This window comes from Dictyoglomus sp., assembly GCA_025060475.1.
Classification (GTDB): Bacteria; Dictyoglomota; Dictyoglomia; order Dictyoglomales; family Dictyoglomaceae; genus NZ13-RE01.
On record JANXBZ010000003.1, the window covers coordinates 110,110 to 124,583 of the forward strand.

14 protein-coding genes are annotated in these 14,474 nt (G+C 31.0%); all 14 read left to right on the forward strand.

Annotation, left to right across the window (positions count from 1 at the left end; translation table 11 throughout):
* The first annotated feature begins 2 nt into the window (after positions 1–2).
* The gene (gene mtaB / locus NZ841_02575; GenBank protein MCS7201647.1) at positions 3–1,256 is read left to right on the forward strand and encodes a tRNA (N(6)-L-threonylcarbamoyladenosine(37)-C(2))-methylthiotransferase MtaB; all 1,254 of its coding nucleotides are present in this window, start codon (positions 3–5) and stop codon (positions 1,254–1,256) included.
* 26 nt (positions 1,257–1,282) lie between these two features.
* Positions 1,283–1,453 (forward strand): 30S ribosomal protein S21, encoded by a 171-nt coding sequence (rpsU, locus tag NZ841_02580; GenBank protein ID MCS7201648.1) that lies wholly within the window; start codon positions 1,283–1,285, stop codon positions 1,451–1,453.
* Positions 1,454–1,472: 19 nt separating this feature from the next.
* Positions 1,473–2,387 (forward strand): PhoH family protein, encoded by a 915-nt coding sequence (locus tag NZ841_02585; GenBank protein ID MCS7201649.1) that lies wholly within the window; start codon positions 1,473–1,475, stop codon positions 2,385–2,387.
* Entirely contained in the window at positions 2,368–2,796 is a 429-nt protein-coding gene (gene ybeY, locus NZ841_02590) for an rRNA maturation RNase YbeY (GenBank protein ID MCS7201650.1), read from the forward strand. Before NZ841_02585 ends, ybeY begins: the two co-directional genes overlap by 20 nt.
* A 3-nt stretch (positions 2,797–2,799) precedes the next feature.
* Positions 2,800–3,186, forward strand: coding sequence for a diacylglycerol kinase family protein (locus tag NZ841_02595; protein ID MCS7201651.1), 387 nt, complete (start codon positions 2,800–2,802; stop codon positions 3,184–3,186).
* 24 nt (positions 3,187–3,210) lie between these two features.
* Complete coding sequence (locus tag NZ841_02600) at positions 3,211–4,473, forward strand: hemolysin family protein (GenBank protein ID MCS7201652.1); 1,263 nt, start codon at positions 3,211–3,213, stop codon at positions 4,471–4,473.
* Positions 4,466–6,064: a CTP synthase gene (locus NZ841_02605; GenBank protein MCS7201653.1), complete on the forward strand. Its 1,599-nt coding sequence runs from the start codon at positions 4,466–4,468 to the stop codon at positions 6,062–6,064. Before NZ841_02600 ends, NZ841_02605 begins: the two co-directional genes overlap by 8 nt.
* Positions 6,057–6,449: a cytidine deaminase gene (gene cdd, locus NZ841_02610; protein MCS7201654.1), complete on the forward strand. Its 393-nt coding sequence runs from the start codon at positions 6,057–6,059 to the stop codon at positions 6,447–6,449. The genes NZ841_02605 and cdd overlap by 8 nt, the downstream gene beginning before the upstream one ends.
* A 7-nt stretch (positions 6,450–6,456) precedes the next feature.
* A complete protein-coding gene (gene era, locus NZ841_02615) occupies positions 6,457–7,356 on the forward strand; it encodes a GTPase Era (protein MCS7201655.1) in 900 nt (299 codons plus the stop codon).
* 17 nt (positions 7,357–7,373) lie between these two features.
* The gene (gene deoC / locus NZ841_02620; protein ID MCS7201656.1) at positions 7,374–8,033 is read left to right on the forward strand and encodes a deoxyribose-phosphate aldolase; all 660 of its coding nucleotides are present in this window, start codon (positions 7,374–7,376) and stop codon (positions 8,031–8,033) included.
* Entirely contained in the window at positions 8,026–8,712 is a 687-nt protein-coding gene (recO, locus tag NZ841_02625; protein ID MCS7201657.1) for a DNA repair protein RecO, read from the forward strand. The genes deoC and recO overlap by 8 nt, the downstream gene beginning before the upstream one ends.
* Positions 8,713–8,728: 16 nt before the next feature.
* A complete protein-coding gene (glyQ, locus tag NZ841_02630) occupies positions 8,729–9,631 on the forward strand; it encodes a glycine--tRNA ligase subunit alpha (GenBank protein MCS7201658.1) in 903 nt (300 codons plus the stop codon).
* Complete coding sequence (gene glyS / locus NZ841_02635) at positions 9,624–11,705, forward strand: glycine--tRNA ligase subunit beta (protein ID MCS7201659.1); 2,082 nt, start codon at positions 9,624–9,626, stop codon at positions 11,703–11,705. The genes glyQ and glyS overlap by 8 nt, the downstream gene beginning before the upstream one ends.
* 82 nt (positions 11,706–11,787) lie before the next feature.
* On the forward strand, positions 11,788–14,457 hold the full coding sequence (gene ppdK, locus NZ841_02640) for a pyruvate, phosphate dikinase (protein ID MCS7201660.1): 2,670 nt from the start codon (positions 11,788–11,790) through the stop codon (positions 14,455–14,457).
* Positions 14,458–14,474 lie beyond the last annotated feature (17 nt).

Sequence of the window (14,474 nt, forward strand, 5' to 3'; positions counted from 1 at the left end):
CCTTGGATACTAGAAGTATAAGTTTTTACACTTTTGGATGTAAAGTAAACCAATATGAAACAGAAAAATTAAAAAGTTTAGCTCAAAAAGAGGGCTGGAGGATAAAATCTTTAGAAGAAGAAACTGATTATATTTTTATACATAGTTGTGCTGTTACCCATATAGCAGAAAGAAAAGCAAGAAGACTTATAAAATTTTTAAGAAAAAAATTTCCAAACTCTAAGATAATCCTTGCAGGATGCTATCCAGAGAGACTTAAAAATTATAATCTTTCTATTGATGTAGATATTCTTTTGGATAATAAGGAGAAATGGGAGTTTTTTAAAGGCGAAGAAACTTCTTTTATTCTCTCTGTTCCCCAAGAGAGAACAAGGGCTTTAGTAAAGATTCAAGATGGATGTAGGCAGTTTTGTAATTATTGTATTGTTCCTTACTTAAGAGGAAGGGAAAGGAGTAAGCCTCAAGAATTAGTTATACAAGAGATAGAAAACCTTATAAAATTAGGATATAAAGAAATTGTTCTTACTGGAATAAGGCTAGGAGCTTATGGACATGATTTCCAGGATAAAGATGCTCTTTCTAAACTTCTTAAAAGAATTATTAAATATCCTGAAATAAAAAGAATTCGTTTAAGTTCTATTGAACCCTTGGATATTACTCCTTCTCTGATAGAATTAGCAGGAGAAGAAAAGATATGTAGACATTGGCATATTCCTCTCCAGAGTGGAGATGATGAAATATTGAGAAAGATGAATAGAAGATATGATACCTCTTATTATTATGATATAATTCAAGAATTAAGAAAAAGAGTGAGGGATATTGCAATTACCACAGATGTTATTGTGGGTTATCCAGAAGAAAAAGATGTTAATTTTGAAAATACTGTTAATTTTATAAAGAAAGTAGGCTTTATGAAACTACACGTATTTCCCTTTTCTTCTAGACCTGGAACTTTTGCAGAAAAATTATCTCCTTTGCCTCCTTCTGTAATTGAAGAAAGAAAAAGAATATTGATTAATTTAAGTAAAGATTTATGGAAAAAGTATGCAGAAAAGTTCTTAGGAAAAGAAATGGAAGTTTTAGTAGAAGAAGTTCAAAATGGAGTGGTAGATGGATTAACAGATAATTATTTGAAAGTGGTTTTTAATGATAATTCAGTTAATAAAGGTGATTTTGTAAAAGTCTTTTTAAAAGAAATTTGCGAAGAAAAAATTCTTGGCGAGAAAGTAAAGAATATGATTTATGTTAATTCTTAATTATTTATAAGAAAGGAGGGAAAGTTGTGACAGAAGTAAGAGTAGGAAAAGATGAAAGCTTAGATAGTGCATTAAAGCGATTTAAAAAGAAACTTCAAGAAGATGGAGTTTTGGCAGATATTAGAAGACATGAATATTATGAAAAACCTAGTGAGAAAAGAAATAGAAAAAGAGCTCAAGCAAAAAAGAAAAAATAAAGCCTAAAATAAATTTAAGATGGAACAACCTCTAACAAGAGCGGAGATTATTTTACCTAAGGGCTTCCTTATTATAGAAAGAGGAAAAAGATTATTAGAAGAAGTAAAAGCTTGGCAAGGAGAATATGAGTTAGAAATATTCTGGGATGAAGATAAAGTAGTAATTCAAGGAATTGCAGAATTAGTTAATAAAGTTGTGGATTATATAACAGAATATATTAGTGATCATACAAAGACTGATAATAAAGCAAGAAGTAAAGTTTTAGTATTAGAAAAAAAATTAATAAGAGTTTCGTCTCCAGGACAAAAAAGATACATTGAAGAGCTGGAGAAAAAAGATATTGTATTTGTTATTGGCCCAGCAGGAACAGGTAAAAGTTATTTAGCAATTGTAGCAGGACTTATATTCTTAAAGGAGGGAAAAGTTAAAAAAATAATTCTAACTCGACCTGTTGTAGAGGCGGGAGAAAAATTAGGTTTTTTGCCAGGTGATCTACAGCAGAAAATAAATCCATATTTAAAGCCCTTATATGATTTTCTTGAAGAGTTTCTAGGATATGAAAGAGTAGAAAGGCTTATGGAAAAGAAATTGTTAGAGGTTGTTCCTCTTGCCTATATGAGAGGGAGAACTTTTAAGGATTCGTTTATATTGTTAGATGAGGCTCAGAATACTACTCCTTTACAGATGAAAATGTTTCTTACAAGGTTTGGGTCTGGAAGCAAAATGGTGATTACAGGAGACGTAACCCAGATCGATTTAGAAAAAAATCAAAAATCTGGATTACTTCATGCATGGAAAATATTAAAAGATATCAATGATATAGGATTTGTAGAACTTACCGAAGAGGATATTGTAAGGCATGATTTAGTAAAAAAGATAGTTAAAGCCTATGATAAATGGGAGAAAGAGAAAGGTGAGCTTAGAGATTTATAATCTTAAAGAGGGATTGACTAAGAAGGATAATGATAAATTAAAAATGTTCTTAAAAGAGATTTTAAGAAAAAAAGGGTTGTTACCAAAAAATTACGATATTTCTGTCGTTTTTGTAGATGATGAAAAAATAAGGGAATTAAACAAAAAATATAGAAATAAAGATAAACCTACTGATGTTCTATCTTTTAACTTGGGAAAAGATCCTAAAGGTAGAATTATAGGAGAGATATATATCTCTATATCTACAGCAGAGAAGCAATGTTTGGAAAATAATAGATCTCTATTAGATGAAATAGCTTTTCTCTCGCTACACGGTTTATTACACATATTAGGATATGATCATGAAAATTTATCTGAGAGAGAAAAAATGGATAAAGAAACACAAAATCTGTTAAAGTATTGGGTATAAAAGATGAAGACAAGAAATTTTAGTGAAAGTTTGAGATTTTCTATTGAGGGAATAATTTGGGGTTTGAAATATGAAAGGAATATAAAGATTCAGTTTTTTATAGGGTTATTAACTGTAATTGCTGGATTAATTTTTAAACTTACAGAATTAGAACTGTTATTAATTTTATTATGGACTGGATTAGTAATAAGTGCAGAATTTTTTAATACTGCTATAGAAAAGGCTTTAGATTCTTATGATGAGAATTTTTCTCCATCTATAAAGATTATAAAAGATTTATGTGCATCTGCAGTTTTTATTCTAGCTTTGTTTGCTACAATTTCAGGACTTATAATTTTTCTTCCTCGTTTAATTTCTTTTTTAAAAATAATAATATTCAGAGGAGTGTGAAGGTATCTGAATTTTATTCTCCTTTTGATTCTCCTATCTCTTTCAGCTTTTTTCTCTGCTTTAGAAACCTCGTTAGTTTCTTCTACAAAGATTAAACTTCATCATTTAGCTCTTGAGGGTAATAAGAGAGCAGAAAAGCTTCTTAATTTACTTCAAAACACTCAAGAAGTCTTAGCTACTATCTTAATTGCTAATAATCTTGTTAATATTCTTATTGCATCTATTGTTACAAAAATTACCCTTAGTTATACTCAGAGTTATGGTATTTCAGTTGCTACTGGTTTTTCTACGTTTTTTATTGTAATATTTGGAGAAATGATTCCTAAAACTTTCGGACTTAAATATAAAGAAAGGTTTTCATTAGCCTTTTTTTATCTTTTTTATCCTATCTATATTATTTTTAAACCTATAACTCGTATTTTCCTATTTTTTAGTAGTATTTTTTATCATGTCTTAGGAAAAACATCAGAAAGTATTTCTCCTTTTGCTACTGTCGAGGAATTTATAACCCTAGTAAATATGGGAGAAAAAGAAGGTATAATTGAAAAGGAAGAAAAAGAATTTATTAATAATGTAATAGAATTTACAGATACAGAAGTTCATGAAGTTATGGTTCCAAGAATTGACATGGTATGTGTAAGTATTGATGACTCTTTACAAAATGCTTGGAAAAAGATAATTGAAGAAGGACATTCGAGATTGCCTGTTTACGAGGGGACTATAGATAATATTGTGGGGATAATTCATGCCAAAGACGTTCTAAAAGCTTTGGCTGAAGAAGGTAATAAGAATTTAAAGGATATAATGAGAGAAGTAATGTATATTCCTGAGAATATGAAGATAAATGACTTATTTAATGAGATGAGAAAGAGAAAAGCCCATATGGCTATTGTTGTAGATGAATATGGGGGAACAGCAGGACTGGTGACATTAGAAGATCTCTTAGAAGAGCTTGTAGGAGAAATTGAAGATGAGTATGATAGAGAAGAAAGAATGGTTTCTTTTATAGATAATAATACTATTTTGGTAGATGCAAAAATGAATATCTACGAGTTAAACGAACTTCTAGAAGAATATTGGAAGGAAAGACTTCCCGAGACAGAATATGATACCGTTGGAGGTTTAGTTCTAGATATATTAGGAAGAGTTCCTGTAAGAGGAGAAGAAATAAAATTGGGAAATTTAAATATTAAAATAGAGAGTATGAGAAGACAAAGAATAGAAAAGGTTAGAATTACATATAATGAAGAAAAAGAAAATAAAAGTTCTGAGGTGACGAATGACTAAGTATATTATTATTACGGGTGGAGTTATATCTTCTTTAGGTAAAGGTTTAACTACTGCTTCCCTTGGTAGGATTTTAAAAAGTAAAGGATTTTCAGTTACCGCATTAAAATTTGATCCATATATAAATGTTGATGCTGGAACTATGAATCCTTACCAACATGGTGAGGTATTTGTAACTGAAGATGGTGCAGAAACAGATTTAGATTTGGGGCATTATGAGAGATTTTTAGATGTTAATCTTAGTTCTATTAACAATGTTACTACTGGAAAAATTTATTCTAATGTTATAAATAAAGAAAGAGAAGGAAAATACTTAGGTTCTACAGTCCAGATTATCCCTCATATTACTGAAGAAATTAAGTTAAGCATCCTAAGAGTGGCGGAAGAGACTAAAGCAGATATTGTGTTAGTAGAGATAGGGGGTACTGTGGGAGATATAGAAGGACTTCCTTTTTTGGAGGCAGTAAGGCAATTTAGAAAAAATGTTGGAAGACAGAATTTAATATATATTCACGTTACATTAGTCCCTTCTTTATTTCCTACTGGTGAGCTTAAGACAAAACCAACTCAACATAGTGTTAAAGAACTTAGAAGTATTGGTATTCAACCAGATATCATACTTTGTAGAGCTAAGGAAAAACTTCCTAAAAATATAAGAGAGAAAATAGCTCTTTTTACTGATGTAGAACCTGAAGCAGTAATTTCTGGGGTAGATGTGGATGATATTTATAGTATTCCTTTACATTTTGAAGAAGAAGGAATGGGAGATTTGGTTTGTAATCTATTAGGTTTAGACAACAGAAAAAGTGATTTGGAAGAGTGGAAAAAGATGATAAATAAACCTTTAGAGGGAGAGATAAATGTTACTATCTTAGGTAAGTATACTACTCTTCCTGATGCTTATCTTAGTGTTGTTCAGGCTTTAAAGCATTCTACAAGGTATTTTGGAGTTAAATTAAATCTTAAATGGGTAGAATCTGATAGAGTTAATTCTAATAATGTAGATGAAATTCTAAGAGATACCGAAGGTTTACTTGTTCCTGGTGGGTTCGGAGCAAGAGGAATTGAGGGTATGATTGAAGGTATTAGATGGGCAAGAAAAAATAATATTCCATTTCTAGGACTATGCCTCGGACTTCAGTGTGCAGTTATAGAATTTGCAAGAAGTATTGGATTAAAAGATGCAAATAGTAAAGAGTTTGATGAGAATACTTTATATCCTGTGATTGATTTAATGCCTAATCAGAGAGAGGTAAAAGCAAAAGGTGGAACTATGAGATTAGGTGCATATCCATGTGTTATAGATAAAAATTCTTTAGCATATCAGTGTTATCAAAAGGAATTAGTTTATGAAAGACATAGACATAGATATGAGGTAAATAATAATTTTAGAGGTATACTTGAAAAACATGGATTGAAATTTTCTGGTCTTTCTCCTGATGGTGAGTTAATTGAAATTATAGAACTCAAAGATCACCCATTTTTTATAGCTACCCAATTCCATCCTGAATATAAGTCAAGACCTTTAAACCCCCATCCGTTATTTTTAGGATTTGTTAAAGCAATTTTAAAGGAGAAAAAATATGGATAATAGAGAGCTTTGGGAAATGGCCAGAAAAGTTTTAGAGTTTTCTTATTCACCTTACTCAAATTTTCCAGTAGGGGCTGCTCTTCTAACGAAATCAGGTAAAGTATACTTAGGTACAAATATTGAGAATGCTTCTTACGGATTAACTATTTGTGCAGAAAGGGTTGCTATTTTCAAAGCAGTTAGTGAAGGTGAAAGAGAATTTTTAAAAATTGTAATAGTTGGAAAAGAAGGTCAAGGTCTTTTTCCTTGTGGGAGTTGTAGGCAAGTAATGGCAGAATTTTCTTTAGATTTAGAAGTTATTTTATATGATTTAAAGAAAGGAGAATTTGCCTCTTGGAAAGTAAGAGAACTTTTACCATTAAATTTTACCTTAAAGCGAGGTTAAAATTATTATGAAGATTCTAACAAAATTAGCATATGTAGGTATAATAGGAAAACCAAATGTAGGCAAATCAACTCTTATTAATCTTTTGGTGGGAGAAAAGGTTTCAATTATTGCTGAGAAGCCTCAAACTACTAGACAAAGAATTTTAGGAATACTGACTTTGGAGAATAAAGCTCAACTAATTTTTCTTGACACTCCAGGTTGGTATGAACCAAAACATCTTTTAGGAGAATACATGCTAAATGTTATAAAGGATACTATTAAAAATTCTGATGTACTTTTAATGCTTCTAGATTCTTCTTTAGACTTGGAAAAAGAAGATTTGATTCTATTAAATATCTTAAAAAAAGAGGAAAAACCTCACTTAATTATCTTAAACAAGATAGATTTAGTGTCAAAAGAAAAATTGGAAGAGAAAGTAAAAGAATTGAAAGAATTTGGCTTTTCTGAAGAAAAAATAGTCAAAATTTCTGCACTATATGGAACAAATAAAGAGGAGCTTTTAGATAAAATTATAGAGATTTCTCCATATGGAGAGTTTCTTTATCCTCCTGATATGGTTTCAGATCAAACAGATAAATTCTTTATCTCTGAGATAATTAGAGAAAAAATAATACATTTAACCTATCAAGAAGTACCTCACTCTACGGCAGTATATGTAGATGAAATTGCAGAGAGAAAGAACGGAAACTTGATTTATATTCGAGCAACAATCTTAGTAGAAAAACCTACTCAAAAATCTATAATTATAGGAAAAGATGGGAGTATGTTAAAGAAAATTGGAACTCTTGCACGTATGGAATTAGAAGAATATTTTAAAAAGCAAGTTTATTTAGATCTCTGGGTAAAAGTTAAAGAAAAATGGCGAAAGAAACCAGAGGTTTTGAGAGAATTGGGATACCAATAAAGGAGGAATATTTTTGAATGGATAAAAAAACCTTAGCTAAAATGATCGATCATACGTTATTAAGACCTGATGCTTCATCAAAGGATATCGAAGAATTCTGCAAAGAGGCTTTAGAATATAATTTTATGTCAGTTTGTGTTCAACCTTATTTTGTTCCTTTAGTATACAAACTTCTGAAAGATTCGGAGATAAAAATTTGTACAGTAATAGATTTTCCACATGGATCAAATTCTCCTTCTGCAAAGGCGTTTCAAATAGAAGAACTTCTTAAGAAGGGAGCAGAAGAATTTGATATAGTTGTTAATATTTCAGCAATAAAAGACAGAAATGAGAAAGTATTGAGAGAGGAAATAAAAAAAGCAGTAGAAACTGCTTCGGGAAAAATCGTTAAAATTATTATTGAAACATGTTATCTTACCGATGATGAAAAGGTTTATATTACTAATATTATAAAAGAAGAAGGAGCTCATTTTGTAAAAACTTCTACAGGTTTTGGTCCCAAAGGTGCAGAAATACGAGACATAATACTCCTTAAAAAAATTGCAGAAAACAAATTAAAAATTAAAGCGTCAGGGGGTATTAGAACCTTAGAACAGGCTCTTTCTTTTATAAATGCTGGTGCAGATCGTCTAGGAACTTCGCAAAGTATTAAGATTTTAAAAGAGTTAAATGAATAGATATTATTTTGAAGAAGCTATTGTTTTAAAAAATCAAAGAATAAGAGATTCGGATCTTCTTCTAACTATATATGGAAGAAGCAAGGGGAAATATAATGTTATAGCTCCTGGAGCTTTAAAGTTTAAAAATAGATTAAGAGGTAAAATAGAACTTTTCTCTTGGGGAAAAGGATATTTTATTAAAAGAAAAAGTTTGGATTGGTTGATTAATTGGGAAATCAAAGATATCTTTTGGAATATAAGAACAAATTTTGAAAAGTTAAATTCTGCTTTAAGTATTATAAGTATTGTAGAAAGGAATACTCCGTGGGAAAATCCAGATGAAAACTTGTTTAATATAGTCATAAATATATTAAAATTGATAAAAGAAAATAATTCTGAGTTTTTTAAGGAAATTTTTTTTATAAGGTACATTCAATCTCAAGGACTTATTGATAAATTTTCTACAAGTTGTAATAAATGTGGCAAGGTTTTTAAGAATGAAATTGTTAGAATAAATATCATAGAAAACAAAGTCTATTGTAAAAATTGTTCCTTTTCGGGAGTAGCTATTTCCTTAGAGACTTTGCAAAATCTTAATAAAATATTGGATCTGCCATTAGAGGAGAGTATAAATTTAAATTTATCAAAAATTGAATTTGAAAATTTGATGAGAGAATACGAAAAAACTATAGAATAGAGAAGGAGGATTTTTTATGCTTACCTTCCAAGAAATTATCTTTAAATTAAATGAGTTCTGGCATAATCAAGGGTGTATAATTCAACAACCTTATGATATAGAGGTAGGCGCTGGAACTATGAATCCTGCAACTTTTTTTAGAGTTTTAGGTCCAGAACCTTGGAAAGTAGCCTATGTTGAACCTTCTCGAAGACCTACCGATGGAAGATATGGAGAGAATCCTAATAGATGGCAACATTATTACCAATATCAAGTAATATTAAAACCCTCGCCTTATGATGTTCAAGAAATTTATCTTGATAGTTTAAGATATTTAGGAATAGATATTGAAAAACATGATATTCGATTTGTTGAAGATAATTGGGAGTCTCCAACTCTTGGAGCCTGGGGTATTGGTTGGGAGGTTTGGTTAGATGGAATGGAGATTACACAATTTACATATTTTCAACAGTGTGGAGGTTATGATCTATTTCCAGTCTCTGCAGAAATCACCTATGGGCTTGAAAGAATTGCTATGTATATTCAAGGAGTAGATGATTTCAGAGATATCATATGGCAAGGAGATGTTACCTATGGAGATATACATCTTCAAGGAGAGGTAGAACATTGTCATTACAATTTTTCTTTAGCAGATGTAGAAAGACTAAGATTACTGTTTAATGAATACGAAAAAGAGGCAGAAAGACTACTAAATCTTTCTCTAGTTTTTCCAGCATATGATTATGTATTAAAATGTTCTCACGTATTTAATCTTTTAGATGCAAGGGGAGCAATAAGTGTCGTACAAAGAACAGAATATATATCACGAATAAGAAAACTTGCATATAAATCAGCAGAAAATTATTTAAAGAGTCGAGAGAAGTTAGGTTTTCCTCTAATGAAAAAGACTTTCTGGAGGGAGGAAGAAAAAGTTGGGTAAAGATCTTTTGGTTGAGATTGGAACAGAAGAGATGCCTGCAAGTTTTTTAAGACCTGCTCTTTTACAAATGGAGGAAATAACAAAAGAAGTTTTAGATTCTAATTTTCTTTTTTATAAAGATATAAAAGTATATGCTACTCCAAGGAGATTAGTAGTTTATGTTGAGGATTTAGACGAATATCAAAGATCTCAGGAGGAAGAAATAAGAGGGCCTGCAGAAAAAATTGCGTATAAAGATGGTCAATGGCTTGAGCCTGCAATAAAATTTTCTCAACAATATGGTGTGAAACTTGAAGATCTTTTTATCAAGAATACTGAGAAGGGGTCTTATGTTTTCTTAAAAAGAAAAATTCAAGGAAAACTTACAAAAGACTTATTGCCTAATATAATTAAAGAAATTATAACAACAATTAAATTTCCTAAAATGATGAGATGGGGAGATGTAGACTTTGTTTTTGGAAGACCAATAAAATGGTTATTAATTCTCTATGGAGAAGAATCTATTGATTTGGAAATAGCAAGGATAAAGTCATCTAATTTTTCTTGTGCTCCAAGATTCTTGTCAGAAAAAAAGCTACAAATAAAAAGTTCTCAAGAATATTTTTATACAATGAAAGAAAATTATATTCTCTTGGATCAAGAAGAAAGAAAAAATGAAATTTTAAGACAAGCAGAAAACCTAGCAATGGAGAGAGGTTTTTATTTAGATTATTCTCCAGAATTATTGGAAGAACTAACCTTTCTTGTAGAATATCCTACCGCTTTCTTAGGGGAGTTTGATAAAAGATATCTCAATCTTCCAGAAATAGTACTGAAAGTCACCATGGAAAAGAAACAAAGATATTTTCCTCTAAGAGATAATAAAGGAAAACTTGTAAATTATTTTATTGGAATTAGAAATGGAACAGAAAAAAATATAGATATAATTAGGGAAGGGAATGAAAAGGTATTAAAAGCAAGATTGTCTGATGCTGAGTATTACTATAATGAGGATAAAAAAGAACCTTTACAAAATTACCTAAAAAAGCTTGATGGAATAATATTTCATGAAAAATTAGGATCAATGAGAGATAAGGTAGAAAGGGTCAAGAAAATTATCTTTTTATTAGAACAAGATTTTAATCTAGAAGATGAAAGAAAAATTATTTTGGAAAGGGCGGTAGAATTATATAAAGCAGATTTAGGAACTCTCATGGTTAGCGAATATCCAGAATTACATGGAGTTATAGGAGAAATCTATGCAAAAAATTCTGGAGAAGATGAGGAAGTTGCAAAAATTTTAGGTGAATATTTTTTACCAAAAACCTTAGAGGATAATGTTTCTTCTAATTTATTATCTAACATATTAGGAATTGCAGATAGAATTGATAGCTTAACAGGATATTTCAGTTTAGAGCTTTTTCCTACAGGTTCTGAAGATCCTATTGGTCTCAGAAGGTTAACTAATGGTCTTTTAAAAATTCTTTGGGAAAAAGAGTATGACATAAAGATTAAAGATCTATTTGATTACTCTTGGAATATATATGGATTTAAAAATAATAAAGACAATATATGGAAAAAAGCAGAAGATTTTTTATCTCAAAGATTGAGAAACTTTCTCATAGAGAAGAACTATCCTATAGATTTGATAAATGGAGTTTTATCTCTAGGGTTTGACCCTATTTGGAAAGTAAAGAAAAGGTTAGAAACATTAGTAGAATTACAAAAAGATAATGAATTATATTCTAAACTCTATACTTCTGCTAATAGATTAGTAAGAATTATTCCTAGCAATTTTGTTCCCTTAGAAAGTCTTAAAGAAGAATATTTAATTACAGATGAGGAGAAGAAACTTTACTATAAATTTTTAAATATTAAAGATAAATATGCAGAAGACCTTAAAGAAGGAAATTATTTAAAGATTTTTAAGAGTGAAGAGATATTAGATTTAGTGGAAAATATTAACGTTTTTTTTGATAAAGTATTAGTTATGTCTCCCAAAAAAGAAGAGAGAGATAATAGACTATCTTTGATCTCTTATCTTAAAAATCTTTTTTGGGAACTTGTTGATTGGAGTAAGATTGTAAAAGTTTAAAATTTTGTTAAAGTAAAATTAACTATCTTTATGATATAATCTGAAGAGATATTAAAAAATTAAAATGTTGGGAGGAGAAAGGATGGAAAAAAAGAGAGTATATTTGTTTGAAGAAGCAGATGGTAAAAATAGAAATCTTTTTGGTGGAAAAGGTGCAGGTCTTGCAGACATGACTAAAGCTGGACTTCCTGTTCCACCTGGATTTATTATTACCACTGAAGTTTGTAAAGAGTATCAAGAGCTTGGTAGAAATTTACCTGCTGGTCTCATGGATGAAGTTCTTCAGGCTATGAAAAAGATAGAAGAAAAAGTTGGAAAGAAATTTGCTGATCCCTCTAATCCTCTCTTAGTATCAGTCCGTTCTGGAGCTCCTATTTCTATGCCTGGAATGATGGATACTATTCTTAATCTTGGACTAAATGATGAGACTGTTGAGGGATTAGCAAAAGCTAGTAATAATGAAAGATTTGCTTATGACTCGTATCGTAGATTTATTCAAATGTTTGGAAATGTAGTATTAGGTATACCTCACGAAAAATTTGAGGAGATTTTAGATCATTACAAGAAGGAACAAGGAGTTAAATTAGACAGTGAACTTACTGCTGAGTCTTTAAAGAAGGTTGTAAAAGATTATAAGGCTTTGGTAAAGAAAGAAACGGGGAAAGATTTTCCTCAAGATCCATATACTCAATTAGAGCTTGCTATAAGAGCAGTATTCGATTCTTGGAATAATGAAAGAGCTATAAAATATCGAGAAATTCATAATATTCCGGATACTCTTGGAACTGCAGTAAATATTGTAACTATGGTTTTTGGAAATATGGGAGATGATAGTGGAACAGGAGTAGCCTTTACAAGAAATCCTTCTACTGGAGAAAAAGAATTTTATGGAGAATACTTAACTAATGCTCAAGGAGAAGATGTAGTAGCTGGTATTAGAACTCCTCAGCCTATTTCCAAATTAGCACAAGAAATGCCCGAAGTTTATAAACAACTATTAGAGGTTAGAGATTTATTAGAAAAATATTATAGAGATATGCAGGATATTGAATTTACTATCGAGAGAGGCAAACTTTATATGCTTCAAACAAGAAATGGAAAGAGAACGGCAAGGGCAGCAGTGAAAATTGCTGTGGATATGGCAAAAGAAGGATTAATAACCAAAGAAGAAGCTATATTAAGAGTTTCTCCAGAACAAATAAATCAATTATTACATGCTCAAATTGATCCTGAAGCTCCTAAAAAAGTTATAGCTAAGGGACTTCCTGCATCTCCTGGGGCTGCCTGTGGGAAAGTAGTATTTTCTTCAAAAGAAGCAGAAAAAAGAGGAAAAGAAGGAGAAAAAATTATTCTTGTAAGACCTGAGACAACTCCTGATGACATTGGTGGATTGGCTGCTGCTCAAGGAGTTTTAACTAGCAGAGGAGGAATGACGAGTCATGCTGCAGTGGTAGCAAGGGGTATGGGAAAACCTGCAGTAGTTGGATGTGAGGTTATTAGAATTGACCTTGCTAAGGAAGAATTCAGAGTAGGAGATGTGGTAATAAAGAAAGAGGATATAATAACTATTGATGGTTCTACAGGAGAGGTAATTTTAGGAGAGGTACCAATGATTCCACCCACACTAAGTGAAGAATTAAAGGAATTACTTTCTTGGGCTGATGAAATAAGAAAAATCGGAGTAAGGGCTAACGCAGATACTCCTGCTGATGCTCAAAAAGCCTTTGAATATGGAGCGGAAGGTATTGGACTTGCAAGAACAGAACATATGTTCTTAGGAAATAGACTCCCATTAGTTCAAGAGATGATTCTTGCGGAAACAGAAGAAGAAAGAAGAAAAGCTCTTGATAAACTTCTTCCCGTACAAAGAGAAGATTTTATAGGACTATTCAGGGCAATGCAAGGAAAACCAGTTACTATAAGACTTATTGATCCACCTCTTCATGAATTCTTACCTCCTTTAATTGATCTTACAGTAGAAGTAGAATTAATGAAGGCAAAGGGTATTACTGGAAAAGAATTAGAAGAAAAAGAGAAGCTACTTTCTGTAGTAAGAAGACTTCATGAATTCAATCCTATGATGGGATTTAGGGGATGCAGATTAGGAGTAGTTTATCCTGAGATATTTGAAATGCAAACAAGAGCTATAATGGAGGCCGCAGTAGCAGTAGCAAAAGAAGGTTTACCTGTAAAACCAGAGATTATGATTCCTGTTGTTGGTTTAGAAACTGAAATGGAAAAATTAGCAGATCTTATTCATAGGGTTGCAAGAAAAGTTTTAGAGGAAAATAATATAAAGATAGATTATAAAGTTGGTACAATGATAGAAGTTCCAAGAGCAGCTATTATTGCAGACAAATTAGCAAAAACCGCAGAATTTTTCTCTTTTGGAACCAATGACTTAACTCAAATGACCTTTGCTTACAGTAGAGATGATGCAGAAGGAAAATTCTTAGGTTTCTATAGAGAAAAAGGATACTTGGAATATGATCCCTTTGAACACTTAGATAGAGAAGGTGTTGGAGAATTAATGAAAATGACTGTGGAAAGAGGGAGAAAAGTAAGACCAGATCTAAAAATCGGTATATGTGGAGAACATGGAGGAGATCCAGAGTCAATAGAATTTTGTTATCTAATTGGATTAGATTATGTGAGCTGTTCACCATTTAGAGTTCCCATTGCAAGACTTGCTGCTGCTCATGCTACATTAAAACATCAGAAACAAATGGCTTTTGTAGATAGAACAGTTTAAAGAGGTGAAAAGAAAGG